Origin of the sequence: Streptomyces sp. NPDC004539 (assembly GCF_040610055.1) — a bacterium.
Taxonomy (GTDB): Bacteria; Actinomycetota; Actinomycetes; order Streptomycetales; family Streptomycetaceae; genus Streptomyces.
In genome coordinates this window covers 154,837-179,610 of the sequence record NZ_JBEXLS010000016.1, presented here as the reverse complement: position 1 = coordinate 179,610, position 24,774 = coordinate 154,837, and the positions used below count along the sequence as shown (strand labels likewise).

The window sequence follows — 24,774 nt, the reverse complement described above, 5'->3', positions numbered from 1 at the left end:
ATGCTGCCCGATTCAGGGTGCGGGGCACAGAGGCGGATCGGTACGCGGCTTTCGTCCACCTCTGTGGATGCCCTGTGGATGCCCTTGTGGGTGCCCTTTCAGGACGCTGTGTCCTCCGCGATGCGTTCGTGGTGGCGGATCACCTCGGCGACGATGAAGTTGAGGAACTTCTCGGCGAAGGCGGGGTCGAGCCGCGCGCTCTCGGCGAGGGTGCGCAGACGCGTGATCTGGCGGGCCTCGCGGGCGGGGTCGGCGGGCGGCAGGTGGTGGCGGGCCTTGAGGTAGCCGACCTGCTGGGTGGCCTTGAAGCGCTCGGCGAGCATGTGGATGACGGCGGCGTCGATGTTGTCGATGCTGTCGCGCAGCCGGCTCAGCTCGGCCTGGACCTCGGGGTCGACGGGGCCGTTTCCGGTGGTGCTGGTGGTCATGGCCGATCACCCTAATCCGTTCGGCCCACGCGGCGCGGAGGCGTCCACCCCTCGTACAGTCCTCGGCCGGTGCTCGTACAGTGGGAAGGGAGTGCACGGCGTCCGAGGGGGTGCGGTGTGGGCAACGGCGGACCGGTGGAGCACGGCTTCCCGCATCTGGAGACGGTGCGCGACGCCGTGACGGCCCTGTTCCGGCGCCTGTCGTACGACACGGTCGCCGCGTTCTCGGCGAGCGTGCCGCCGGTCGACGTGGCGTTCTGCGACACCGACGACCTGCATCTGGGCGCGCAGCGGGTGGCCCGTGAGCTGATCCGGCACTACCGGCTGCCGGACGCGCGGCTGATCGTCGGCTTCCGCGAGATGGAGCACGCGGCGCACATCGAGCTGACGGCCGGCCCGGAGTACTTCGTCGAGCTGAACGACCGTTTCCGCACGCACCGCGAGGACATCGGCGCGGCCCTGGCGCACGAGATCATGCACGTCTATCTGCACCGCCTCGACCTGAGCTTCCCCGGCACCCGCGCGAACGAGATCCTCACGGACACGGCGGCGACCTACCTCGGCGCGGGCTGGCTCCTGCTGGACGCCTACCGGGAGCACGGCGAGGCGTCCCAGAAGCTCGGCTATCTCACCCCGGAGGAGTTCGGGTACGTACTCGCCAAGCGCGCCCTATTCTTCGACGAGGACCCCCGCCCCTGGTTCACCAGCCCGCAGGCGTACACCGCGTACGAGGCCGGCCTGGACCGGGCCCGTCGTGACGGACGCCAGCCGCCGCTGACGGCCGCGGGCTGGGCGGGCCGCCGCCGCTACACCCACGACCGCCGCCAGGCCCGCACGGCCCCGGACACCCCGTACGCCTTCTCCCCCGGCGACCCGCTGCGGGTGACCTTCCCCTGCCCGACCTGCCATCAGCGGATCAGGGTGCCGGTACGGGGGCGGGTGCGGGCGCGGTGCGGGCTGTGCCGGACGGTGCTGGAGTGCGACACGTGAGACGGCGGTGCGGGCATGCCGCCGGACGACCGTCCCGGCGCCGTCGGTTCAGAGCCGCTCGACGATCGTGACGTTCGCCTGTCCCCCGCCCTCGCACATCGTCTGCAACCCGAACCGCCCTCCCGTGCGCTCCAGTTCGTGCAGCAGCGTCGTCATGAGCCGTACGCCGGTGGCCCCCAGCGGGTGCCCGAGGGCGATGGCCCCGCCGTTGACGTTGACCTTCTCGGGGTCGGCGCCGGTCTCCTTGAGCCAGGCCAACACCACTGGTGCGAACGCCTCGTTGATCTCGACGAGGTCGATCTGATCGATCGTCAGCCCGGTCTTCTTGAGGGCGTGGGCGGTCGCCGGGATGGGCGCGGTGAGCATGCGGATCGGGTCCTCGCCGCGCACGGAGAGGTGGTGGACGCGGGCGCGGGGCGTCAACCCGTGTTCCTGGACGGCGCGTTCGGAGGCGATGAGCAGCGCGGCGGCGCCGTCGGAGACCTGGGAGGAGCAGGCGGCGGTGACGGTCCCGCCGTCGATGACGGGCTTGAGGGCGGCCATCTTCTCGGCGGAGGTGTCCCGCCGGGGCCCTTCGTCGACCTCGACCCCCGCGCAGGGCACGGTCTCGCGGACGAACCGCCCCTCGTCGATGGCTCGGACGGCCCGCCGGTGCGAGGCGAGGGCGAACTCCTCCTGGTCCTCCCGGCTGATCCCCCATTTCGCGGCGATCATCTCGGCCCCCGCGAACTGGTTGACGGGCCGGTCCCCGTACCGCGCCCGCCACCCCTCGCTCCCCGCGAACGGCCCCTCGGTGAAGCCGAGCGGGACGGCCGCCTGCCGGGTCGCGTAGGCGATCGGGATCTGCGTCATGTTCTGCACCCCGCCCGCGACGACGAGGTCCTGCGTCCCGGACATGACGCCCTGCGCGGCGAAGTGCAGGGCCTGCTGGGAGGAGCCGCACTGCCGGTCGACGGTCACCCCGGGCACCTCCTCGGGGAGGCCCGCGGCGAGCCAGCAGGTCCGGGCGATGTCCCCGGCCTGCGGACCGACCGCGTCCAGGCAGCCGAAGACGACGTCCTCGACGGCGGCGGGGTCGATGCCGGCCCGCCTGACGAGCGCCTTCAGGACGTGCGCCCCGAGGTCGGCCGGGTGGACGGCGCCGAGCCCGCCCTTCCGCTTCCCGACCGGCGTGCGGACCGCTTCGACGATGTATGCCTCGGCCATGACGACTCCCTGGCGAACTCCCCGGTGGACGGCGGGCAGCGGCACCATACCCACCAAGCGCTTGCTAGGGAAGGCTCGTGCTCAGTGGTGGCCGCCGCGCGTCAGCTCCCGGTACTCCTCGGCGGTCGGCTTCTCGATCCGCGTCTCCGGCCCGAACATCGCCTTCGCGAGCCGCGCCCGCACCCGCTGCACGACACTCACCCGCCGCCGGACGCCGTTCGCGTCGACGAGCGGGCCGATCTCGTACGGCTTCGGCTGCTCGTGCTGGGTCAGGGTGTGCAACTGGGCCCGGCCGAGGGGCTCGTGGACCTCGACGTACTCGCCGTGCGGGAGGAGTTTGATCGTGCCGGTCTCCCTGCCGTGCAGCACCTTGTCGCGGTCGGCTCGCTGGAGGCCCATGCAGACGCGTTTGGTGAGGATGAACGCGAGGACGGGGACGACGAAGACGCCGACGCGGACGAACCAGGTGATGGAGTTGATCGACAGGTGCAGATGCGTGGCGACGATGTCGTTGCCGCCGCCGATCAGCAGGACGGCGTACAGACTCAGCCAGGAGACGCCGAGCGCTGTCCGGACGGGGACGTTGCGGGGCCGGTCGAGGAGGTGGTGCTCGCGTTTGTCGCCCGTGATCCACGCCTCGACGAACGGGTAGACGCCGAGGGCGAGGAGGATCAGCGGGAAGAGGGTGAAGGGGATGAAGACGCCCAACTGGAGTGTGTGGCCCCAGCCGTTGATCTCCCAGGCGGGCATGACGCGGATCAGCCCCTCGGAGAACCCGAGGTACCAGTCGGGCTGCGCGCCGGTCGTCACGAGGTCGGGGCGGTAGGGGCCGAACGCCCACACGGGGTTGATGGTCGCGATACCGCCCATCAGCGCCAGCACCCCGAAGACGAGGAAGAAGAAGCCGCCCGCCTTCGCCATGTACACCGGCATGAACGGCATCCCGACCACGGACTTCTGCGTCTTCCCGGCGCCCGGGTACTGGGTGTGCTTGTGGTAGAAGACCAGGATCAGGTGGGCGACGACCAGGCCCAGCATGATGCCGGGCAGCAGCAGGACGTGGATCGGGTAGAGCCGCGAGATGAAGTCGACGCCGGGCCACTCGCCGCCGAACAGGAAGAACGAGATGTACGTCCCGACGACCGGGATGGACAGGATCGCGCCGTCCGCGAACCTGAGTCCGGTGCCGGACAGCAGGTCGTCGGGGAGGGAGTAGCCGGTCAGCCCCGTCATGATCCCCAGGAACAGCAGGGTCCAGCCGAACAGCCAGTTCAGCTCACGCGGTTTGCGGAACGCGCCGGTGAAGAACACCCGCATCATGTGGATCAGCATCCCGGCGACGAAGACGAGCGCCGCCCAGTGGTGGATCTGCCGGATCAGCAGACCGCCGCGTACGTCGAAGCTGATGTCCAGCGTCGACTGGTACGCCTGGGTCATGCTGATGCCGTTGAGCGGGGTGTAGGTGCCGTTGTAGACGACCTCGGAGCTGCTGGGGTCGAAGAACAGGGTCAGATAGACGCCGGTCAGGATCAGCACGATGAAGCTGTAGAGGCAGATCTCCCCCAGCATGAACGACCAGTGGTCCGGGAACACCTTCCGCAGATTGGCCTTGGCCAGGGAGTACACCCCCAGCCGGCTGTCGGCCCAGTCGGCGAAGACCTCGCCCTTGCCTTTGCTGTCCGTGCGCACCCCGTCAGCCATGCGTCTCAGGGTGGCACGCGTCCGGGGTTACGCCAACAGTGCGATCACAAAGGACAGTTGATGTCCCGTCAGCCCAAGATCCCCTTCCCCCTGGCCTCCGTCAGCCACTTCGGGAACTCCCCCACCAGACGGTCGTACAACTCCGCGTCCGACATCTTCCGGGGGTCCGAACCGGCGTGGAAGAACCCCGCGTTGTCGACCACCCGTTTGTCCGGCACCGGCAGCTCGTCCAGCTTCCGCAGGAAGTCGAACTGTGAACTGCGGGCGTTCCCGAACCCGACGAACTGCCAGAACATCGGAATCCGGGCGGCCTTGCAGAGGTACCGTTCGGCGGCGAGCCTGCTGGTGGGACCGCCGTCCGTCTGGAAGACGACGAGCGCCGGGTCGGTGGCCCCGCTGTCCAGGTAGTGGTCGATGACCGCGTCCATGGCCAGGTGATAGTTGGTCCGCCCCATGTGGCCGAGTCCCGCGATGATCCGCCCGATCCGCCCCTCATGATCCGCCAACTCGAAATCCGCCTCGACATCGACATCGGTGGAGAACACGACCACCGGCACGACCCCGTCATCGTCCAGATGAGCGGCCAGCCCCAACACCCGATCGGCCAACGCCTGCACGGTGCCGTTCTTGTAGTACGGCTTCATCGACCCGGAGTAGTCGACAACGAGATAGACAGCCGCCCGCTGCCCAGCGAGCCCGTACTTGTCGAGGGAGACTCCGGCGGTCTTGTAGAGGGAGACGAGCGCGGGGGCCGCCTCCTCAACTTTGGCGAGACTGATGGCACCCATGCGACCCACTCTAGACAAACGGCGACGCCTGCCCCTTCGTCCGGTCGGGGACAGGGCAGGCGTCGTCTGGTGTTCCGTACGCCGTTGTACGGAAACGTCTCTCGGGTGACTCGTCAGACCATCAGCGAACGGTCCGTGGGCCGGATCGGCGCCGGCAGCTCGCTGGCCCCCGTGAGGAACCGGTCGCAGCCCTGCGCGGCAGACCGCCCCTCGGCGATGGCCCACACGATGAGCGACTGCCCCCGCCCGGCGTCGCCGGCGACGAACACGCCCGGCACGTTCGTCGCGAACTCGGCGTCACGGGCGACGTTCCCGCGCTCGTCCAGCTCCAGCCCGAACTGCTCGACCAGCCCGTTCTCCCGGTCGGTCCCGGTGAACCCCATGGCCAGCGTGACGAGCTGGGCCGGGATCTTCCGCTCGGTACCCGGCTTCTGCGTCAGCTTCCCCTCGACGAACTCGACCTCGACGAGGTGCAGCCACTGCACGTTGCCCTCCTCGTCGCCCTCGAAGTGGGTCGTGGAGACGGAGTAGACCCGCTCCCCGCCCTCCTCGTGCGCGGAGGTCACCTTGTACAGCATGGGGAACGTCGGCCACGGCTGCCCGGGCGCACGGTCCTCACCGGGCCGCGGCATGATCTCCAACTGCGTGACGGACGCGGCCCCTTGACGGTGCGCGGTGCCGACGCAGTCCGCGCCGGTGTCACCGCCGCCGATGACGACGACGTGCTTGCCCTCGGCGGTGACGGGAGAGACGACGTAGTCGCCCTCCTGCACCTTGTTGGCGAGGGGCAGGTACTCCATCGCCTGGTAGACGCCCTTCAACTCCCGCCCAGGGACGGGCAGATCGCGCGCGGTGGTGGCGCCGGCGGCGATGACGACGGCGTCGTAACGCTTCTTCAGATCGGTCGCCTTGAGGTCGCGGCCGATCTCGATGCCCGTACGGAAGCGGGTCCCCTCCGCGCGCATCTGCTCGATGCGCCGGTTGATGTGCCGCTTCTCCATCTTGAACTCGGGGATGCCGTACCGCAGCAGACCGCCGATGCGGTCGGCGCGCTCGTAGACGGCGACGGTGTGGCCGGCCCGGGTGAGCTGCTGGGCGGCGGCGAGCCCGGCGGGGCCGGAGCCGATGACGGCGACGGTCTTGCCGGAGAGCCGCTCGGGCGCCTGCGGGGCGACCGTACCGGCGTCCCACGCCTTGTCGATGATGGAGACTTCGACGTTCTTGATCGTCACGGCGGGCTGGTTGATGCCCAGCACGCACGCCGACTCACAGGGAGCCGGGCAGAGCCGGCCCGTGAACTCGGGGAAGTTGTTCGTCGCGTGGAGGCGCTCGGACGCGGCGGTCCAGTCCTCGCGGTACGCGTAGTCGTTCCACTCGGGGATGAGGTTCCCGAGGGGACAGCCGTTGTGACAGAACGGGATGCCGCAGTCCATGCACCGGCTGGCCTGCTTGCTGATGATCGGCAGCAGCGAGCCGGGGACGTAGACCTCGTTCCAGTCCTTCAGACGCACGTCGACCGGGCGGGACGTGGCGACCTCACGGCCGTGGTTCAGGAAGCCCTTCGGGTCAGCCATTGATCGCCGCCTCCATCATCTTCTCGGTGATCTCGGACTCGGAGAGTCCCGCCTGCTCGGCGGCGTCCTTGGCGGCGAGCACTGCCTTGTACGTGCTGGGGATGATCTTGCTGAAGCGCGCGGCCGAGGCGTCCCAGTCGGCGAGCAGCTTCTCGGCGACCGTGGACCCGGTCTCCTCGGCGTGGCGGCGCACCACGCCGTGCAGCCACTGCTTGTCGTCGGCGCCCAGCTCCTCGACCGCGTCGAGGTTCCCGGCGTTGACGTTGTCCCGGTTCAGGTCGATGACGTAGGCGATACCGCCGGACATGCCGGCCGCGAAGTTGCGCCCGGTCTCGCCGAGGACGACCGCGTGACCGCCGGTCATGTACTCGCAGCCGTGGTCGCCGACGCCCTCGGAGACGACCAGCGCCCCGGAGTTGCGGACGCAGAACCGCTCACCGGTGCGCCCGCGCAGGAACAGCTCCCCGCCGGTCGCGCCGTACGCGATGGTGTTGCCCGCGATCGTCGAGTACTCGGCGAGGTGGTCGGCGCCCCGGTCGGGGCGGACGATCACCCGGCCGCCGGAGAGGCCCTTGCCGACGTAGTCGTTCGCGTCGCCCTCCAGGCGCAGCGTGACGCCGCGCGGCAGGAAGGCGCCGAAGGACTGGCCGGCGGAGCCGGTGAAGGTGACGTCGATGGTGTCGTCGGGCAGACCCGCGCCGCCGAACTTCTTGGTCACCTCGTGGCCGAGCATCGTCCCGACGGTGCGGTTGATGTTGCGGACCTTGATCTGCGCGCGCACCGGCTGGGCGGCGGTCGCGTCGGAGGCGGCGAGGGCGTCGGCGGCGAGCTTGATCAGCTCGTTGTCGAGCGCCTTCTCCAGACCGTGGTCCTGGAGGACGGTCTGGTGGCGGACGGCGCCCTCGGGCAGCGCCGGGACGTGGAAGAGGGGGGCCAGGTCGAGGCCCTGCGCCTTCCAGTGGTCGACGGCGCGCTCGACGTCGAGGACCTCGGCGCGGCCGACGGCCTCCTCGATCGTCCGGAAGCCCAGCTCGGCGAGGAGCTCGCGGACCTCCTGCGCGATGAACTTGAAGAAGTTCACGACGTACTCGGCCTTGCCGGCGAACCGGTCGCGCAGGACCGGGTTCTGCGTGGCGATGCCGACGGGGCAGGTGTCGAGGTGGCAGACGCGCATCATGACGCAGCCGGAGACGACGAGCGGCGCGGTCGCGAAACCGAACTCCTCGGCGCCGAGCAGCGCGGCGATGACGACGTCACGGCCGGTCTTGAGCTGCCCGTCGGTCTGGACGACGATCCGGTCGCGCAGGCCGTTGAGCAGCAGGGTCTGCTGGGTCTCGGCGAGGCCGAGCTCCCAGGGACCACCGGCGTGCTTCAGCGAGGTCAGCGGCGAGGCGCCCGTACCGCCGTCGTGGCCGGAGATCAGGACGACGTCCGCGTGCGCCTTCGACACACCCGCCGCGACCGTGCCGACGCCGACCTCGGAGACCAGCTTCACGTGAATCCGCGCCTGCGGGTTCGCGTTCTTCAGGTCGTGGATCAGCTGGGCCAGGTCCTCGATGGAGTAGATGTCGTGGTGCGGCGGCGGCGAGATGAGGCCGACGCCCGGCGTCGAGTGCCGCGTCTTGGCGACCCACGGGTAGACCTTGTGGCCGGGCAGCTGGCCGCCCTCGCCGGGCTTGGCGCCCTGGGCCATCTTGATCTGGATGTCGTCCGCGTTGACCAGGTACTCGGAGGTCACACCGAAGCGGCCGGAGGCGACCTGCTTGATCGCGGAGCGGCGCGCCGGGTCGTACAGGCGGTCCGCGTCCTCGCCGCCCTCACCGGTGTTGGACTTGCCGCCCAGCTGGTTCATGGCGATGGCGAGGGTCTCGTGGGCCTCGCGGGAGATGGAGCCGTAGGACATGGCGCCGGTGGAGAAGCGCTTGACGATGTCCTCGACGGACTCGACCTCGTCGACCGGGATCGACGGGCGGCCCGAGTCGAAGCCGAACAGGCCGCGCAGCGTCATGAGGCGCTCGGACTGCTCGTTCACGCGGTCCGTGTACTTCTTGAAGATGTCGTAGCGGCCGGAGCGCGTGGAGTGCTGGAGGCGGAAGACCGTCTCCGGGTCGAAGAGGTGCGGCTCGCCCTCGCGGCGCCACTGGTACTCGCCGCCTATCTCCAGCGCGCGGTGCGCGGGGGCGATGCCGGAGGCGGGGTACGCCTTGGCGTGCCGGGCGGCGACCTCCTTGGCGACGACGTCGATGCCGACGCCGCCGATCTTGGTGGCGGTGCCGTTGAAGTACTTCTCGACGAACGCGTCGTCCAGGCCGACGGCCTCGAAGACCTGGGCGCCGCGGTAGGAGGCGACCGTGGAGATGCCCATCTTGGACATGACCTTGAGGACGCCCTTGCCGAGCGCGTAGATCAGGTTGCGGATGGCCTGCTCGGCCTCGATGCCCGAGAGGAAGGTCCCGGCGCGGACGAGGTCCTCGACGGACTCCATCGCGAGGTACGGGTTGACGGCGGCGGCGCCGAAGCCGATCAGCAGCGCGACGTGGTGGACCTCGCGGACGTCCCCGGCCTCGACCAGCAGGCCCACCTGGGTGCGCTGCTTGGTGCGGATGAGGTGGTGGTGGACGGCGGCGGTGAGCAGCAGCGAGGGGATCGGGGCGTGCTCGGCGTCGGAGTGCCGGTCCGAGAGGACGATGAGGCGGGCGCCGTTGTCGATGGCGGCGTCGGCCTCGGCGCAGATCTCGTCGATCCGGGCGGCGAGGGAGTCGCCGCCGCCGCTGACGCGGTACAGGCCGGAGAGGGTCGCGGCCTTGAAGCCGGGCATGTCGCCGTCGGCGTTGATGTGGATGAGCTTGGCCAGCTCGTCGTTGTCGATCACCGGGAAGGGCAGGGTGACGGTACGACAGGAGGCGGCGCTCGGGTCCAGCAGGTTGCCCTGGGGGCCCAGCGAGGAGCGCAGGGAGGTGACGAGCTCCTCGCGGATGGCGTCCAGCGGCGGGTTCGTGACCTGCGCGAAGAGCTGCGTGAAGTAGTCGAACAGCAGGCGCGGGCGGCTGGAGAGCGCGGCGATGGGCGAGTCGGTGCCCATGGAGCCGATCGGCTCGGCGCCGGCCTTGGCCATCGGGGCGAGGATGACGCGCAGCTCTTCCTCGGTGTAGCCGAAGGTCTGCTGGCGGCGGGTGACCGAGGCGTGGGTGTGGACGATGTGCTCGCGCTCGGGCAGGTCGCCGAGCTCGATCTCACCGGCTTCGAGCCACTCGGCGTACGGGGCCTCGGCGGCGAGGGCCGCCTTGATCTCGTCGTCCTCGATGATGCGGTGCTCGGCGGTGTCGACGAGGAACATCTTGCCGGGCTGGAGGCGGCCCTTGCGGACGACCTTCGCGGGGTCGATGTCGAGGACGCCGACCTCGGAGCCGAGGACGACGAGGCCGTCGTCGGTGACCCAGTAGCGGCCGGGGCGCAGGCCGTTGCGGTCGAGGACCGCGCCGACCTGGACGCCGTCGGTGAAGGTGACGCAGGCCGGGCCGTCCCAGGGCTCCATCAGCGTGGAGTGGAACTGGTAGAACGCGCGCCGGGCCGGGTCCATGGAGTCGTGGTTCTCCCACGCCTCCGGGATCATCATCAGCACGGAGTGCGGCAGGGAACGGCCGCCGAGGTGGAGGAGTTCCAGGACCTCGTCGAAGGAGGCGGAGTCGGAGGCGTCCGGGGTGCAGACCGGGAAGACGCGGTCCAGCTCGCGGTCGCCGAACAGGTCCGACAGGAGCTGCGACTCGCGCGCCCGCATCCAGTTGCGGTTGCCCTTGACGGTGTTGATCTCGCCGTTGTGCGCGACGAACCGGTAGGGGTGGGCGAGCGGCCACGACGGGAAGGTGTTCGTGGAGAACCGGGAGTGGACGAGCGCGACGGCCGAGGCGAAGCGGCGGTCGGAGAGGTCCGGGAAGAACGGCTCCAGCTGGCCGGTGGTCAGCATGCCCTTGTGGACGATGGTCCGCGCGGACAGCGACGGGAAGTAGACGCCGGCCTCGCGCTCGGCGCGCTTGCGCAGCGCGAACGCCTTGCGGTCGAGGACGATGCCCTCGGAGACGCCGTCGGTGACGAAGACCTCGCGGAAGGCGGGCATCGTGGAGCGGGCGGTGGCGCCGAGGAGGCCGGGGGCGACGGGGACCTCACGCCAGCCGAGGACGGTGAGGCCCTCTTCACCGGCGATCGTCTCGATCCGCGAGACGGCGTCCTGCGTGCCGTCCTCGGGGAGGAAGGCGATGCCGACGGCGTAGGAACCGGCTGCGGGCAGCTCGAAGCCGGCGACCTCGCGGAAGAACGCGTCCGGGACCTGGGTGAGGATGCCCGCGCCGTCACCCGAGTCGGGCTCGGAGCCGGTGGCGCCGCGGTGTTCGAGGTTGCGCAGAACGGTCAGCGCCTGCTCGACCAGCGTGTGGCTCGCCTCACCGGTGAGGGTGGCCACGAAGCCGACGCCGCAGGCGTCGTGCTCGTCGCGGGGGTCGTACATACCCTGCGCAGCAGGGCGAGCATCCATGAAGGACCAGTTTCGGCCATTCGCGGAGTGCTGGGACGGCTGGCGCGGCGTACGCATCGGCTCTCCCGTCGTCGTCTCAAGTGGCAATGTCTGCGTTGCCGAGGGACGACGTTGGCCCTCTGCGTAAGTGCAAAATTTCGTGCAGGTTACATGATGGGGCGGTTCTCGGGAAGTGGATAAACCGTTCCAACATGCGGACGCCGTGGGGGTGCGGCGGGTGCCGCGCGAGGCGGCTGAAAGTGTGTGGGAGCGAACGGGACAGATCGGTGTCCGTCGTTCCTGGGGGGAGTACGGAAGGGGCGTCATCACCCATCCCGCGCGTGAGCCGCGGGCGTCGTTGCCCACAGCGCTTACGGCTCATGCCCGGTGGTCACGCATCCGAAACCAGCGAGTAACGGCTACTTATACGGTCCCTCGCATAACTAGCAGCCCTCTTATCCTACGGCCGTACCGAACAAAATGCCCAGGGCGTACGTCACACCCGCCGCCGCCCCGCCCAGCGCCAACTGCCGCAGCCCGCTGTACCACCAGGTCCGCGCGGTCACGCGCGCGACGACGGCCCCGCACAGGAAGAGCCCGGCGAGCGCGACCAGCACGGCCGGCCACAGCGCGCTCGCGCCCAGCAGATAGGGCAGCACGGGCAGCAGCGCACCGAGCGCGAACGCCCCGAACGACGAACCGGCGGCGACGAGCGGCGAGGGCAGGTCCGACGGATCGATCCCCAGCTCCTCCCGCGCGTGGATCTCCAGCGCCATCTCGGGATCACGCGAGAGCTGCCGCGCGACCTCCCTGGCGAGCGGCGCGTCCACACCCCGGGCCTCGTACAGCGCGGCGAGTTCGGCCTCCTCGTCCTGGGGGTGCCTCTTCAACTGCGCGCGCTCCACGTCCAGCTCCGCCTCCACCAGCTCCCGCTGCGAGGCGACCGACGTGTACTCCCCGGCCGCCATCGAGAAGGCACCGGCCGCGAGCCCCGCGAGACCGGTCAGCACGACGGCCTGGTGCCCGACGTTCCCGCCCGCGACGCCGGTCATCAGCGCGAGGTTGGAGACCAGTCCGTCCATCGCCCCGAACACGGCGGGCCGCAGCCAGCCGCCGTTGACGTCCCGGTGGGTGTGGTTGTCGCGGTGCGCCTCGTGCAGTGGCGCCTGGACATCGATGAGAGCCATTTCGAGGTACCCCAGCAAGCTAAGCCAAAGCTAACTTTGGACAAGTTCTAATTCTTTACAGCGCCGACGTTACGCCGGAAATTCCAGGTCGACCAGCAAGGAAAGGCTGGGCTTACCTGCGGCTTTACCCATGAACGCTCATTAGATGGGATGAACGCTCAAAAGTCGTCCGGGTGACAAAAGGGATTTTCTGGCAGCGGTCAACCGCCAATGGTGGGACAGATCGAACTGTTCCTGTAGTTGCCCGTCCCCCTCCCGGAGGCCCACGTATGGCATCGACGACAGCGCTGCGAGAACGGGCGAGAGGCGCCCTGCTGGGTCTGGCCGTCGGCGACGCGCTGGGCGCCCCCGCCGAGAACCTCAAGCCCTCCGAGATCCGCGCCCGCTGGGGCCGTATCACCGGGTACGTCACCGACACCCCCGCCGGCACGGACGACACCGAGTACGCGATCCTCTCCGGCCTGCTGCTCGCCCGGCACGGCTCGGCCCTCACCCCGGCCCACGTCCAGTCGGCCTGGCACGCGTGGATCGCCGACCGCGACGAGGGCCCCTTCCGGGGCGCCGGCTTCAGCGAGCGCGGCACCCTGGAGAACCTCCGCCGGGGCCTCACCGCACCGGTCACGGCCCAGCACCGGCACGCCTGGAGCGACGGTCTCGCCATGCGGGCGGCCGTCTTCGGCGTCTTCGCGGCAGGCCGCCCCGCCGAAGCGGCCCGCCTCGCGGCGATCGACGGCTCCGTGAGCCACGAGGGCGAGGGCATCTACGGCGGCCAGGCGGTGGCGGCAGGCGTGGCCGCAGCAATGACAGGCGCACCCCCCATCACGGTCATCGCCTCCGCCCTGGCCGTCATCCCGTCCGACTCCTGGACAGCCCGCTCCCTACGCCGCGCGGTCTCCGTCTCCCACCAAGGCGAACGAGCCATCCGCTCCGCCGTGGTCATCGCCGGCTACCCCTGGACAGACCTGGCCCCCGAAGCCGTGGCCCTCGCCTTCGGCGCCTACGCCCACGCGAACGCCGACTTCCCCACCTCCGTCCTCACCGCGGTCAACATGGGCCGAGACGCCGACACCACAGCCGCGGTAGCCGGCGCCCTCTCCGGCGCCACCCAAGGCATCACCGCCATCCCCCACCACTGGGCCACACCCATCGGCCCCGCCAAAGGCTCCTGCCTCCCCGAAATGTCCGGCCACCACATCCTCGACGTAGCCGACCTCCTCACCCCCACAGAACCCCCCAAATGGACCCCGACCCGCTCGGACTTCGCGCTGGCGGCGGAGGGAGGGGAGGACAGGTGAGGGGAGAAACGACGGGACAGGGAAGAGAAGCGGGCCGGGAAGCCACGAAGAACCCGGAGACACCCCCCACCCACCTAGGGGCGCGGGACTGTACCGAGCCTGCGGCTACCGCCGCGCGAGCGCGACCAACCACAACTCACCCGCAGCCGCCCCACAACAGCCCCCACCCCCACCTCCGCTCTCACCCCCGCACGGGCGGTGCGGGCGGGCACCCCCCGGCCGATGGCGAAGCCAAGGCCCGCCGCCCAGTGACCGGCATGCTCCTCGGCCTCGCCACAGGCGACGCCACCGGCTGGCCCTCCGCCCGCCACAGAGCCACCCGCATGCCCACCTGGACCCGCCGCCTCACCCGAGAACTCGACACCTTCGCCGAACACAACGCCACCACCACCCTCCCCGTCCCCATCGCCCTCAACCAACCCCCCGCCCCCCTCCACCTGGGCCCCTCGGACGACGCGGAATGGGCAGCCCTCACCGCCCAGACCCTCCTCGACGCCGCCGACCCCTCCCCCCTCAACGACCTCAGCCGAGACCACCGCACAAGAGCGGCCATCGACCTCACCTGGACCTCCCTCGCCGCAGAGATCGCCGCCGCCACAGACCGCGCCCCGGAGATCGAGTCCGCCCAACTCCCCCTCCGCGCCCGCATCTCCGTACGCGCCGGCCTCGGCAACCTCGCCGCCGGCCTACGCCCCCCGGCGACAGGCCACGACAACCCCCACTACTTCGACGACGCGGCCTGCGTCAGAGCCTGCGTCCTCGCCACAGCCCACCCGGGCAACCCCCAGCGCGCGGCGGACCTCGCGGAGTTCGACGCCCGCTACACCCAGGACGGCGACGGAGTCCACGGCGCCAGAGCGATGGCCGCGGCCATCTCCCTCGCCCTCACCGGCAACGACATCGAGACCTGCGTAGAGGCCGCCCTCACCCAACTCCCCCCGGAGACGGAGATCGGCAGAAACGCCCGCCACGCCCTCCACCTCGCCACCACCACGCGCTCGGCGTTCGCCCTGATCCCCCTCCTGGAACACCAGATCGTCGACCACGTCTACAGCTACGGCATCGCGGCGGCCGAAACCGTCCCCATCGCCCTCGCCATCTCCCTCGCCGCCCACGGCGACCTCGCCGAGGCCGTCCCCGCGGCCACCTGCCTCTCCCGCGTAGCCGATTCCGCCCCCGCCCTCACCGGCGCCCTGACCGGCGCGATCGGCGGCGCGGCGGCCATCCCGGACACCTGGCGCACAACAACCCGCACCCTCTCCGGCTGCACCCTCCCCCGCCTCACCGGCACCGACCTCCTGGAACTCGCCGAACTCCTGGAAGCCGCACAACCGGCAACAACAGGAGCATGATTCACCCCATGTACGACAAAACAACAGAAAACGACCAGAACGCCCTCACCCCCTCCCTCGCGGACCGCGTCACCGCCGCCCTCGTCGGCGCGGCGGTGGGCGACGCGCTCGGCGGCCCGGTGGAGGGCTACTCCCCCGCCCAGATCCTGGCCCGCCACGGCGGCAGGGTGACCGGCATCGTGGGCCCCTGGAACGGCGACGAGTGGCGTACGGCCCGCCCGATCGCCCCGTACCACAAGGGGAACGGCCACATCACGGACGACACCCTGATGACCCACGCCCTCATCAGGGTCTACGCGAAGGTCCGCGACCACCTGGACGCCCACGCGATCGCCGAACACCTCGTCCCGGACCTGATGACGACCCCCCGCTGGATTCCCGAACTGGAGACGGAGACCCTCCTCCTCCACCGCCTCTTCCTCGCGGAGAAGTGGCTCGCCACCCGCCTCCACTACGGCCACGCCGACCCCCGCGAGGCCGGCGTCGGCAACATCGTCAACTGCGGCGCCGCGATGTACATGGCCCCGGTCGGCCTCGTCAACGCGGCCAACCCGACAGCCGCCTACCGAGAAGCCCTGGACATCGCCGGCGCCCACCAGTCCTCGTACGGCCGTGAGGCGGCCGGCGTCTTCGCGGCTGCGGTCTCGGCGGCCTGCGTCCCCGGAGCGACGCCGGCTTCGGTGATCGACACCTGCCTGTCCCTCGCGAAGGACGGCACGCGAACGGCCATCGAGAAAGTCGCCGAGACAGCCTCCGCGTACGACGCGACGGAACCGGCCCTGCTCCCCCTGCGCGAGGCCATCACCCCGTACGACACGGTCGGCCCCGACTACCGCGCCCCCTCCCTCGACGCCCGCCGCCCCTCCCGCCTCCACGCGATCGAGGAACTCCCCATCGCCCTGGGCATGTTGCTGATCGCGGGCGGCGACTACCGCGAGGCCGTCCTCGGGGCCGTCAACTACGGCCGGGACTGCGACTCGATCGCCACGATGACCGGCGCGCTGGCCGGCGCCCTGGGCTCGCCACCTCCCACCACCTGGTCCGAACAGGTGGCGACGGCAAGCAAGTTGGACCTCGACTCCCCCGCACGCACCCTCACCGAGGTGGCCCAGGAGATCTTCGCCCGAGACGTCGCCCTGCGCCGCGCCCACGAATCCGCCTTCTCCACCCTGGGGTCCGCCCTGTGCTCCGCCTGACCTGGCTCCAGCCCGAAGACCTCCTCACCCACGAACTCCGCCAAGCGCGGGAGGACGGCCGAGACCCGACCCCCATCGCCACCCGCTGGCACCGAGCAGGCGGCAGAACCGCCCCCACCCGGCAAGGCGCCTCCCCCGAACCACCCCCACCCCATCTCCGCCCCCTGGCCCTCACCCTCCTCGGCGAACTGAACGAACTGGCACTCCGGCCGAGCGAGTTGTCAGCCGCGGAACCCACGGACTGGCCCACGATCCGCTCCACACTGCCGACCCCGACGAGACCCACCCCCACCCCACCCCCGACCCCCCGCGCCTTCGAATCCGCCTGGCTGGGCAGAGCCGTCGGCTGCCTCCTGGGCAAACCCGTCGAGAAGCTCCCCCTGCACGCCATCAGAGCCCTGGCCAAGTCCACCGGCAACTGGCCCCTGAACGCCTACTTCACAGCCAAGGGCGTCCCCGACTCCCTGCTGGAACAGCACCCTTGGAACCGCCGCTCGGCCCCCACCTCCCTCGCTGAGAACATCGACGGCATGCCGGAGGACGACGACCTCAACTACCCCTTGCTGAACCTGCTTCTCCTCCGACGCCACGGCAGGAACTTCACGACGGAGGACGTGGCGCGACTCTGGCTGGACGAACTCCCGGCGGGCCGCACCTTCACGGCGGAACGCATCGCCTACCGCAACCTCCTCGCGGGCATCGAACCCCCGGAAACGGCCTACCACCACAACCCGTTCAGGGAGTGGATCGGCGCCCTGATCCGCGCGGACGTCCACGGCTGGACGAACCCCGGCAACCCCCTGGCAGCGGCGGAACAGGCGTACCGGGACGCCACGTTGACCCACACGGCGAACGGCGTCTACGCGGCGATGTTCATCGCGGCGACGATCGCCACAGCGACGGCAGCGGCAGCCGCAGGCACAGGCGCCCAGAACATCCACACCTGCCTCAGCACCGGCCTGACCGTGATCCCCCCGGCCTCCCGCCTGCACAAGGCCGTCACGGACGCGATCCAACTGGCCCGGACGGAACGGGACTTCGACAAGGTCGTGGACGAACTCCACGCCACCCACGGCCACTACCACTGGGTCCACGCCATCCCGAACACCGCCCTGATCGCCGCCGCCCTCACCCACGCGGACGGCGACTTCACCGCCTCCGTCTGCCGCACGGTGTCCGGCGGTTGGGACACCGACTCCAACGGCGCCACAGCAGGCGGCATCGCCGCCCTCCTCACCGGCCCACCCCCACCCCACTGGACGGCCCCCCTGAAGAACCGCCTCGCCACCTCGATCACCGGCTTCGACGGCACCGGCTTCGACACCCTCGCCCACCTCACCCACCGAGAGGCGACCCGCCCATGACCCACATCGTCGTACTGGGCAGCACCAACATGGACCTGATCACCTACGCCCCACACCCCCCGCGCCCCGGCGAGACCCTGACAGGCCGGGAGTCCCGCACGACCCCCGGCGGGAAGGGCGCCAACCAGGCCATCGCGGCGGCGAGAGCGGGCGCGACCGTCTCGATGATCGGCGCGGTCGGCACCGACCCCCACGGCCCCCACCTCCGCACCGCCCTGGACCAGGCCGGCGTCAACACGGACCACCTCCGCACCATGAACACCCCCTCCGGCACGGCCCACATCGTCGTGGACGACACCGGCGGCAGCGCCATCGTCGTCATCCCCGGCGCGAACGGCACGGTCGACCACCTCGCCCCCGGCGACGAGACCCTGATCGCCTCGGCGGACACCCTGCTCCTCCAGCTGGAGATCCCGATGCCGGCGGTGCTCGCGGGCGCCCGCGCCGCCCGCGCCCACGGCGTCCGCACGATTCTCACCCCGTCCCCGCTCCACCCCCTCCCACCCGAACTCCTCGCCGCCACCGACCTGTTGGTGGCGGGCGAACACGAGGCCACCGCCCTCACCGGCCGCCCGGACTCGGCGGACGCGGCACGGGAACTCCTCACCCTGGTCCCGGAGGCGATCGTCACGCTCGGCGCGGCGGGCGTCCTGTACGCGACCCGCACCGCCCCGGACCCGCTCACCGTCCCGGCCCCGCGCACGACCCCGGTCGACTCGACGGCCGCCGGCGACACCTTCGTCGGCGCCCTCGCGACCGCCCTCGGCGAGGGACGTCCGATGCACGAGTCGCTGCGCTGGGCGACCGCCGCCGCGTCCCTCTCGGTGGAGCGTCCGGGCGCGTCCGCGTCGATGCCGTACCGCCAGGAGATCGAGGAGCGACACACCGCATGACCGACCCGAAGAACACGACGACTCCCTTGCGGGGACTGCGCGTCCTGGATCTGGCCACCCTCTTCGCGGGCCCCCTCGCCGCGACCCTCCTGGGCGACTTCGGCGCCGAGGTGATCAAGGTCGAGCACCCCACGAAGCCGGACCCCTCCCGGGGGCACGGCCCGTCGAAGAACGGTGTCGGCCTGTGGTGGACGGTCCTCGGCCGGGGCAAGCGGACGATGACCCTGAACCTCTCCACCCCCGGCGGCCGGGCCACCCTGCTGCGCCTCGCCGAGTCCGCGGACGTGATCATCGAGAACTTCCGCCCCGGCACCCTGGAGAAATGGGACCTCGGCTGGGAGGAGCTGCGTGCCGTGAACCCCCGGCTGGTCCTCGCCCGCGTCACCGCGTTCGGCCAGTTCGGCCCCTACTCCCGGCGGCCCGGCTTCGGCACCCTCGCCGAGGCGATGAGCGGTTTCGCCGCCGTCACCGGTGAACCGGACGCGCCCCCGACGCTCCCGCCGTTCGGCCTCGCCGACTCCGTCGCGGGCCTCGCGACGGCGTACGCGGTCATGACGGCGCTCGCCGCGCGCGACCGCACGGGCGAGGGCCAGGTGATCGACATGGCGATCATCGAGCCCATCCTGACGGTCCTCGGCCCCCAGCTCACCTGGTACGACCAGCTCGGTCACGTCCAGTCCCGCACCGGCAACCGCTCCGCGAACAACGCCCCCCGCAACACGTACCGCACCGCCGACGGCACCTGGGTCGCCGTCTCCACCTCCGCCCAGTCCGTCGCGGAACGCGTGATGCGGCTGGTCGGCCGCCCCGACGTGATCGACGAACCCTGGTTCGCGACGGGCGCCCGGCGCGCGGCCCACGCGGACGTCCTGGACGGCGCGGTCGCCGCCTGGATCGCGGCCCGCCCCCGCGCCGAGGTCCTCGCGGCCTTCGAGAAGGCGGAGGCCGCGATCGCCCCGGTCCAGGACGTCCGGGACATCGTCCACGACCCGCAGTACGACGCCCTCGGCACCCTCACCACCGTGGACGACCCCGACCTCGGCCCCGTCCTCATGCAGAACGTCCTCTTCCGGCTCTCCACCACCCCCGGCGAGATCCGCTGGACGGGCCGCCCGCACGGCGCCGACACGGACACGATCCTCACGGAACTCGGTCTGACCGCCGAGGAGTCGGCCACGCTCCGCGCGGCGGGCGCCGTATGAGAAAGTTCCCCCTGACCTGGCTCTACGCCCCCGGCGACCGCCCCGACATCGTCACCAAGGCGCTCGCCGCCGGCGCCGACGTCGTCATCATCGACCTGGAGGACGCGGTCTCCCCGGACCGCAAGCAGTACGCCCGAGCGGCGACGGCCGAACGTCTCACGGACCCCCACTCCCAGCCGATCCACGTCCGCGTCAACGCGGCCACCACCCCGTGGTCCCAGGCCGACCTCACGGCCCTGGCCCACCTCCCGGGCGTCGACGCCCTGCGCCTCCCGAAGGTGACGACCCCCCAGGACATCAAGCGCACAACCCGGTCCCTCCCCCGGGAACTCCCCCTGTACGCCCTCCTGGAATCAGCCCTGGCCATCGAGAACGCCTACGCGATCGCCACCTCCCACCCCGCGGTGCGGGGCATCGCCCTCGGCGAGGCCGACCTCAAGGCGGACCTCAACGCCACCTCCGACCACGCCCTCACCTGGCCCCGCTCCCGCGCCATCATCGCCGCCCGCGCCGCCGCCCTCCCGCCCCCGCCCCAATCCGTCCACCCCCACACCCGCGACCTCACCACCCTCACCACCACCAGCGCCCACGGCCGCACCCTCGGCTTCCTCGGCCGCGCCGCCATCCACCCCCGCCAACTCCCCGTCATCGAGGCGGCCTACCTCCCCACCCCGGAGGAGATCGAGAGAGCGGAAGCAGTCCTGAAGGCAGCGGAATCGACCGAGGGAGCCCAAGCCCTCCCCGACGGCACCTTCATCGACAAAGCGATCCTGGAAGCAGCCCGAAGAACCCTCTCCCTGACCACCACCTAGCTCTCACCGCCGCCCTCAAACGCGAAGGGCGCCCAGGGACCCTGGACGCCCTCATCGTCGTACGGCTTCGGCTAACTCTTCTTGCCGGCCGACTCGGCCTCGTTCCCGTCCTCGGCTTCGGCCTTGTCCGCCTCGGGCTTCTCGGCCTCGGTCTCGGCCTTTTCCTCGGCCTTCTCCTCAGCCTCGTCCTCGGAGGCCCCCGGCTCCACGACCTCTTCGCGGCCCGGCTTCTTCTTGCCGACGATCACGAGGTACGTCACCGCGAGGAGGAAGACGATCAGCGCGGTCCAGTTGTTGAGGCGGAGGCCCAGGATGTGGTGGGCGTCGTCGACGCGGAGGTACTCGATCCAGAACCGGCCCACGCAGTACGCGGCGACGTAGAGGGCGAACGCCCGCCCGTGCCCGAGGGTGAGGCGCCGGTCGGCCCAGATGACCAACAGCGCGACGCCGACGCACCACAGGGACTCGTACAGGAACGTCGGGTGGTAGTACCCCGGGACACGACCGTCCGCGGAGGACGTGATGTGCAGCGCCCAGGGAAGATCCGTCGCCTTCCCGTACAGCTCCTGGTTGAACCAGTTCCCCCACCGCCCGATCGCCTGCGCGAGCGCGATCCCCGGCGCCACCGCGTCGGCGTACGCGGGCAGCGGAATCCCCCGCCGCCGGCAGGCGATCCAGGCCCCGACCGCACCGAGCGCGATCGCCCCCCAGATGCCGAGCCCGCCCTCCCAGACCTTGAAGGCGTCGACCCAGTCCCGGCCCTCGCTGAAGTACAGCTCGTAGTCGGTGATGACGTGGTACAGCCGCCCGCCGACGAGCCCGAACGGCACCGCCCAGACGGCGATGTCGGCGATGGTCCCGGCCCGGCCGCCCCGCGCAAGCCACCGCTTGTTGCCGAGCCAGACCGCGACGAAGACGCCGATGATGATGCAGAACGCGTAGCCGCGCAGCGGAATGGGTCCGAGGTGGATGACCCCGCGCGACGGGCTGGGAATGTAGGCAATTTCCATGGCAGGGTCGACGCTACCCTGCCGGACCGCGCCGACGACGGGCGGCCCGGCAACGGCTGCATAACGGGCCGGTCAAACGCGGGGAACCTGCTGTCGATCCCCTGTCGGCCCGGCCGCCCTCACCCCTTGTCCGCGTCCTCCACCATCTTCTTCAGCTTCGCCGGCGTCATCGACTGGTCCTGGTAGATGTTCTTCCCGTTGAACAGCACGGTCGGCGTCCCCCCGAACCCGCCGTTGCTGAACGCGGCGGCGGACTTCTTCACCCACGCGTTGTGCGTGCCGTTCTCCACGCAGGTGCGGAACGCCGGGGTGTCGAGCCCCTCGACCTTCCCGGCCAGCTCGATCAGCCTGGCCTCCTTCGCGTACGCGTCGTCGGTCTCCGGCGGCTGGTTCTCGTACAGCACGTCGTGGTACGCGGGGAACTTGCCGACGTCCTGCGCGCAGGCCGCCGCGTTGGCCGCCTTGCGGGAGCCGCTGCCGCGGAGGTTGCCGTCGATGAGGGTCGCGAGGTGGTACTCGACCTTGAGCTTGCCCGCGCCGGTCAGCTCATGGATCACCGAGCGGTACGTCGTCTCGAACGACTTGCAGGCCGGGCAGCGGAAGTCCTCCCAGACCGTCAGCGTCGACTTGGCGCTCTCCTTGCCGACGGGGATCGCGAGCGCGTCCTTCCCGTTCGCCCCGGCGGGCGCGACGACCGGCCCCGCGCCCGCCCCGCTGTCCTTCCCGGCGTTCGCCGCGACGGCGCCGATCCCGGCCGCGACCCCGAGGACGGCGACGACGCTCGCCCCGACGATCAGCACCTTGCGCCGCTTGTCGGCGGCCTTCTGCTTCTGACGATCGGCCGCCAGCCGCTCCCGCGCCGACAGCTTTCCCACTCGATTCTTCTCGCTCACACCCCGCAAACGAACAGGGGAGACGCATTGCGCCTCCCCTGTCCCAGGACCACTCGATCGAGTGAGTGACCGGCCGACCGGCCCAGCAGCCCCTATGCCGTCCGGCGCACGCCCTTCGCGAGGTCGGCGGCCAGTTCCCGCACGGCCTCGACCCCGGCCGCCGCGTCCGGCGCGTCCAGCATCCGCTTCACGAACGCCGACCCGACGATGACCCCGTCCGCGAACACGGCCACCTCGGCGGCCTGTTCGGCGTTGGAGACCCCGAGCCCGACGCAGACGGGCAGGTCGCCCCGGGTCGCCCGGGTCCGCTCGACCAGGTCCTGCGCCTGCGCGCCGACCGATTCCCGGGTTCCGGTGACGCCCATCAGCGAGGCCGCGTACACGAACCCGCTGCCGGCCGCCGTGATCTCCGCGAGCCGCGCGTCCTTGCTGCTGGGCGCGACGACGAAGACCGTCGCGAGCCCGTGCTTGGCCGCGTGCTCCCTCCACAGCCCGGCCTCCTGGACGGGCAGGTCGGGCAGGATGCAGCCCGCACCGCCGGCCTCGGCCAGCTCAGCGGTGAACCGCTCGACGCCGTAGCGGTCGATGGGGTTCCAGTACGTCATCACCAGCACCGGCTTGCCGGTCGCCTCGAACGCCTCACGGACCGTCCGCATGACGTCCGCGATCCTGACGCCGCCGCGCAGGGCGATGTCGTCGGCGGTCTGGATGACCGGGCCGTCGAGGACCGGGTCGCTGTGCGGGAGCCCGACCTCGACGACGTCCGCACCGCCGTCGAAGACGGCCTTGATCGCGTCGATGCCGCCGTCCACGGTCGGGAACCCGGCCGGGAGGTAGGCGATGAGGGCGGACCGGTTCTCGGCCTTCGCGGCAGCGAGGGTGTCCGACAACAGCCGAATGTTCCCGCTCACTTGGAGTCCCCCTCGCTGTCGTACAGGCCGAAGTAACGGGCCGCCGTGTCCATGTCCTTGTCGCCGCGCCCGGACAGGTTGACGATGATCAGCCCGTCCTCGCCCAGCTCCTCGCCGACCTCCAGCGCGCCCGCGAGCGCGTGAGCCGACTCGATGGCCGGGATGATCCCCTCGGTGCGCGACAGGAGGCGCAGGGCCTGCATCGCCGCGTCGTCGGTGACCGCGCGGTACTCGCCGCGTCCGCTGTCCTTGAGGTAGGAGTGCTCCGGGCCGATGCCGGGGTAGTCGAGCCCCGCCGAGATCGAGTACGGCTCGGTGATCTGCCCCTCGTCGTCCTGGAGGACGTACGACCGCGAGCCGTGCAGGATGCCCGGCTCACCGGCCGTCAGCGTCGCCGCGTGCTCACCCGTCTCGACGCCGTGCCCGGCGGGCTCGCAGCCGATGAGGCGTACGTCCGTGTCGGGGATGAAGGCGTGGAACAGGCCGATCGCGTTGGAGCCGCCGCCGACGCAGGCGATCGCCGCGTCGGGGAGGCGGCCCGCGCGCTCCAGGATCTGGCGGCGGGCCTCGACGCCGATGACGCGGTGGAAGTCGCGGACCATCGCCGGGAACGGGTGGGGGCCCGCGACCGTGCCGAACAGGTAGTGCGTGCGGTCGACGTTGGCGACCCAGTCGCGGAACGCCTCGTTGATCGCGTCCTTCAGCGTGCGGCTGCCGGATTTCACGGCGATGACCTCGGCGCCGAGCATGCGCATGCGGGCGACGTTCAGCGCCTGGCGCTGGGTGTCGATCTCGCCCATGTAGATCGTGCAGTCGAGGCCGAACAGGGCGCAGGCGGTGGCCGTCGCGACGCCGTGCTGGCCGGCGCCGGTCTCCGCGATGACCCGGGTCTTGCCCATGCGCTTGGTGAGCAGGGCCTGGCCGAGGACGTTGTTGATCTTGTGCGAGCCGGTGTGGTTGAGGTCTTCCCGCTTCAGGAAGATCCGGGCGCGGCCCGCGTGCTCCGCGAAGCGGGGCACCTCCGTGAGGGAGCTGGGGCGGCCGGTGTAGTTGACCAGGAGGTCGTCCAGCTCACGGGCGAACTCGGGGTCGTGCTTGGCCTTCTCGTACTCGACGGCCACTTCGTCCACTGCGGCCACGAGGGCCTCGGGGATGAACTTGCCGCCGAAGTCGCCGAAATAGCCCTCGGCGGTGGGGATTCGACCCTCGGGGTCGGGAATGAAGAACTCGCTGGGCATGCAGGTACCTCACGGTGAGTGCGTGGGAAAAACACTAATCGCCGTGGGGGCAGGGGTTCGCGAGCGGCCTCAGGTGATCTGTGGTTGCTCGCGCAGTTCCCCGCGCCCCTGAAAAACCTGCCATCGACGGCCGTTCACCTGTCCCGGTTCGTCTCCGATGACGTACCGCACCCTCCGGCCGTGCACCTTGCGCGCGGGGGCGCGGCAGCCCCGCGGGCGGCACCCGC

19 protein-coding genes are annotated in these 24,774 nt (G+C 70.9%); 8 read left to right on the top strand and 11 right to left on the bottom strand.

Annotated features, from left to right (window positions below; genetic code table 11):
* Nucleotides 1-98: 98 nt before the first annotated feature.
* Nucleotides 99-428 carry a chorismate mutase gene (locus ABZX85_RS30070; RefSeq protein ID WP_355875175.1) on the bottom strand — a complete coding sequence of 110 codons (330 nt, stop codon included), beginning with the start codon at nucleotides 426-428 and terminating at the stop codon, nucleotides 99-101.
* Nucleotides 429-545: 117 nt separating this feature from the next.
* On the opposite strand from ABZX85_RS30070, the gene ABZX85_RS30065 reads away from it, so the two are divergent.
* The gene (locus tag ABZX85_RS30065) at nucleotides 546-1,418 is read left to right on the top strand and encodes a hypothetical protein (protein WP_355875172.1); all 873 of its coding nucleotides are present in this window, start codon (nucleotides 546-548) and stop codon (nucleotides 1,416-1,418) included.
* 48 nt (nucleotides 1,419-1,466) lie between these two features.
* On the opposite strand, the gene ABZX85_RS30060 is transcribed toward ABZX85_RS30065, so the two are convergent.
* The 6 genes from ABZX85_RS30060 to ABZX85_RS30035 all read right to left on the bottom strand — a co-directional run bounded on the left by ABZX85_RS30060 (nucleotide 1,467) and on the right by ABZX85_RS30035 (nucleotide 12,381).
* On the bottom strand, nucleotides 1,467-2,624 hold the full coding sequence (locus tag ABZX85_RS30060; protein WP_355875169.1) for an acetyl-CoA C-acetyltransferase: 1,158 nt from the start codon (nucleotides 2,622-2,624) through the stop codon (nucleotides 1,467-1,469).
* Nucleotides 2,625-2,705: 81 nt separating this feature from the next.
* Nucleotides 2,706-4,325: a cytochrome bc complex cytochrome b subunit gene (locus ABZX85_RS30055; RefSeq protein ID WP_355875166.1), complete on the bottom strand. Its 1,620-nt coding sequence runs from the start codon at nucleotides 4,323-4,325 to the stop codon at nucleotides 2,706-2,708.
* 68 nt (nucleotides 4,326-4,393) lie between these two features.
* Nucleotides 4,394-5,113, bottom strand: a complete 720-nt coding sequence (locus ABZX85_RS30050; protein WP_355875163.1) for a VWA domain-containing protein — start codon at nucleotides 5,111-5,113, stop codon at nucleotides 4,394-4,396.
* Nucleotides 5,114-5,226: 113 nt separating this feature from the next.
* On the bottom strand, nucleotides 5,227-6,687 hold the full coding sequence (locus tag ABZX85_RS30045) for a glutamate synthase subunit beta (protein WP_355875160.1): 1,461 nt from the start codon (nucleotides 6,685-6,687) through the stop codon (nucleotides 5,227-5,229).
* Nucleotides 6,680-11,272 carry a glutamate synthase large subunit gene (gene gltB, locus ABZX85_RS30040; protein ID WP_355875157.1) on the bottom strand — a complete coding sequence of 1,531 codons (4,593 nt, stop codon included), beginning with the start codon at nucleotides 11,270-11,272 and terminating at the stop codon, nucleotides 6,680-6,682. Before gltB ends, ABZX85_RS30045 begins: the two co-directional genes overlap by 8 nt.
* 377 nt (nucleotides 11,273-11,649) lie before the next feature.
* A complete protein-coding gene (locus tag ABZX85_RS30035) occupies nucleotides 11,650-12,381 on the bottom strand; it encodes a VIT1/CCC1 transporter family protein (protein ID WP_355875154.1) in 732 nt (243 codons plus the stop codon).
* Between the two features lie 269 nt (nucleotides 12,382-12,650).
* On the opposite strand from ABZX85_RS30035, the gene ABZX85_RS30030 reads away from it, so the two are divergent.
* The 7 genes from ABZX85_RS30030 (at nucleotide 12,651) to ABZX85_RS30000 (ending at nucleotide 20,495) form a co-directional block, all read left to right on the top strand.
* Nucleotides 12,651-13,676: an ADP-ribosylglycohydrolase family protein gene (locus tag ABZX85_RS30030; protein ID WP_355875151.1), complete on the top strand. Its 1,026-nt coding sequence runs from the start codon at nucleotides 12,651-12,653 to the stop codon at nucleotides 13,674-13,676.
* A gap of 248 nt (nucleotides 13,677-13,924) precedes the next feature.
* On the top strand, nucleotides 13,925-15,028 hold the full coding sequence (locus tag ABZX85_RS30025) for an ADP-ribosylglycohydrolase family protein (protein ID WP_355875149.1): 1,104 nt from the start codon (nucleotides 13,925-13,927) through the stop codon (nucleotides 15,026-15,028).
* A gap of 8 nt (nucleotides 15,029-15,036) precedes the next feature.
* Entirely contained in the window at nucleotides 15,037-16,224 is a 1,188-nt protein-coding gene (locus tag ABZX85_RS30020) for an ADP-ribosylglycohydrolase family protein (protein ID WP_355875146.1), read from the top strand.
* Nucleotides 16,212-17,588, top strand: a complete 1,377-nt coding sequence (locus ABZX85_RS30015; RefSeq protein WP_355875143.1) for an ADP-ribosylglycohydrolase family protein — start codon at nucleotides 16,212-16,214, stop codon at nucleotides 17,586-17,588. The genes ABZX85_RS30020 and ABZX85_RS30015 overlap by 13 nt, the downstream gene beginning before the upstream one ends.
* Nucleotides 17,585-18,481 carry a ribokinase gene (locus ABZX85_RS30010; protein ID WP_355875140.1) on the top strand — a complete coding sequence of 299 codons (897 nt, stop codon included), beginning with the start codon at nucleotides 17,585-17,587 and terminating at the stop codon, nucleotides 18,479-18,481. The genes ABZX85_RS30015 and ABZX85_RS30010 overlap by 4 nt, the downstream gene beginning before the upstream one ends.
* A complete protein-coding gene (locus ABZX85_RS30005) occupies nucleotides 18,478-19,683 on the top strand; it encodes a CoA transferase (RefSeq protein ID WP_355875138.1) in 1,206 nt (401 codons plus the stop codon). The genes ABZX85_RS30010 and ABZX85_RS30005 overlap by 4 nt, the downstream gene beginning before the upstream one ends.
* Complete coding sequence (locus ABZX85_RS30000; protein ID WP_355875135.1) at nucleotides 19,680-20,495, top strand: CoA ester lyase; 816 nt, start codon at nucleotides 19,680-19,682, stop codon at nucleotides 20,493-20,495. Before ABZX85_RS30005 ends, ABZX85_RS30000 begins: the two co-directional genes overlap by 4 nt.
* A gap of 71 nt (nucleotides 20,496-20,566) precedes the next feature.
* Here the strand turns inward: ABZX85_RS30000 and lgt are convergent, their stop codons facing one another.
* From lgt to trpB, 4 genes are all read right to left on the bottom strand, one after another.
* Nucleotides 20,567-21,505 carry a prolipoprotein diacylglyceryl transferase gene (gene lgt / locus ABZX85_RS29995; protein ID WP_355875132.1) on the bottom strand — a complete coding sequence of 313 codons (939 nt, stop codon included), beginning with the start codon at nucleotides 21,503-21,505 and terminating at the stop codon, nucleotides 20,567-20,569.
* A 119-nt stretch (nucleotides 21,506-21,624) separates the two neighbouring features.
* Entirely contained in the window at nucleotides 21,625-22,398 is a 774-nt protein-coding gene (locus ABZX85_RS29990) for a thioredoxin domain-containing protein (RefSeq protein ID WP_355875129.1), read from the bottom strand.
* A 92-nt stretch (nucleotides 22,399-22,490) separates the two neighbouring features.
* Nucleotides 22,491-23,309, bottom strand: coding sequence for a tryptophan synthase subunit alpha (trpA, locus tag ABZX85_RS29985; RefSeq protein WP_355875126.1), 819 nt, complete (start codon nucleotides 23,307-23,309; stop codon nucleotides 22,491-22,493).
* Nucleotides 23,306-24,547, bottom strand: a complete 1,242-nt coding sequence (gene trpB, locus ABZX85_RS29980; protein ID WP_355875123.1) for a tryptophan synthase subunit beta — start codon at nucleotides 24,545-24,547, stop codon at nucleotides 23,306-23,308. The genes trpA and trpB overlap by 4 nt, the downstream gene beginning before the upstream one ends.
* Nucleotides 24,548-24,774 lie beyond the last annotated feature (227 nt).

What these genes read in the sequence shown, in the direction of transcription:
- ABZX85_RS30070 (WP_355875175.1), bottom strand. Translation starts at nt 428, where the DNA reads ATGACCACCAGCACCACCGGAAACGGCCCCGTCGACCCCGAGGTCCAG.
- ABZX85_RS30060 (WP_355875169.1), bottom strand. Translation starts at nt 2,624, where the DNA reads ATGGCCGAGGCATACATCGTCGAAGCGGTCCGCACGCCGGTCGGGAAG.
- ABZX85_RS30055 (WP_355875166.1), bottom strand. Translation starts at nt 4,325, where the DNA reads ATGGCTGACGGGGTGCGCACGGACAGCAAAGGCAAGGGCGAGGTCTTC.
- ABZX85_RS30050 (WP_355875163.1), bottom strand. Translation starts at nt 5,113, where the DNA reads ATGGGTGCCATCAGTCTCGCCAAAGTTGAGGAGGCGGCCCCCGCGCTC.
- ABZX85_RS30045 (WP_355875160.1), bottom strand. Translation starts at nt 6,687, where the DNA reads ATGGCTGACCCGAAGGGCTTCCTGAACCACGGCCGTGAGGTCGCCACG.
- gltB (WP_355875157.1), bottom strand. Translation starts at nt 11,272, where the DNA reads ATGCGTACGCCGCGCCAGCCGTCCCAGCACTCCGCGAATGGCCGAAAC.
- ABZX85_RS30035 (WP_355875154.1), bottom strand. Translation starts at nt 12,381, where the DNA reads ATGGCTCTCATCGATGTCCAGGCGCCACTGCACGAGGCGCACCGCGAC.
- ABZX85_RS30030 (WP_355875151.1), top strand. Translation starts at nt 12,651, where the DNA reads ATGGCATCGACGACAGCGCTGCGAGAACGGGCGAGAGGCGCCCTGCTG.
- ABZX85_RS30020 (WP_355875146.1), top strand. Translation starts at nt 15,037, where the DNA reads ATGTACGACAAAACAACAGAAAACGACCAGAACGCCCTCACCCCCTCC.
- ABZX85_RS30010 (WP_355875140.1), top strand. Translation starts at nt 17,585, where the DNA reads ATGACCCACATCGTCGTACTGGGCAGCACCAACATGGACCTGATCACC.
- ABZX85_RS30005 (WP_355875138.1), top strand. Translation starts at nt 18,478, where the DNA reads ATGACCGACCCGAAGAACACGACGACTCCCTTGCGGGGACTGCGCGTC.
- ABZX85_RS30000 (WP_355875135.1), top strand. Translation starts at nt 19,680, where the DNA reads ATGAGAAAGTTCCCCCTGACCTGGCTCTACGCCCCCGGCGACCGCCCC.
- lgt (WP_355875132.1), bottom strand. Translation starts at nt 21,505, where the DNA reads ATGGAAATTGCCTACATTCCCAGCCCGTCGCGCGGGGTCATCCACCTC.
- trpB (WP_355875123.1), bottom strand. Translation starts at nt 24,547, where the DNA reads ATGCCCAGCGAGTTCTTCATTCCCGACCCCGAGGGTCGAATCCCCACC.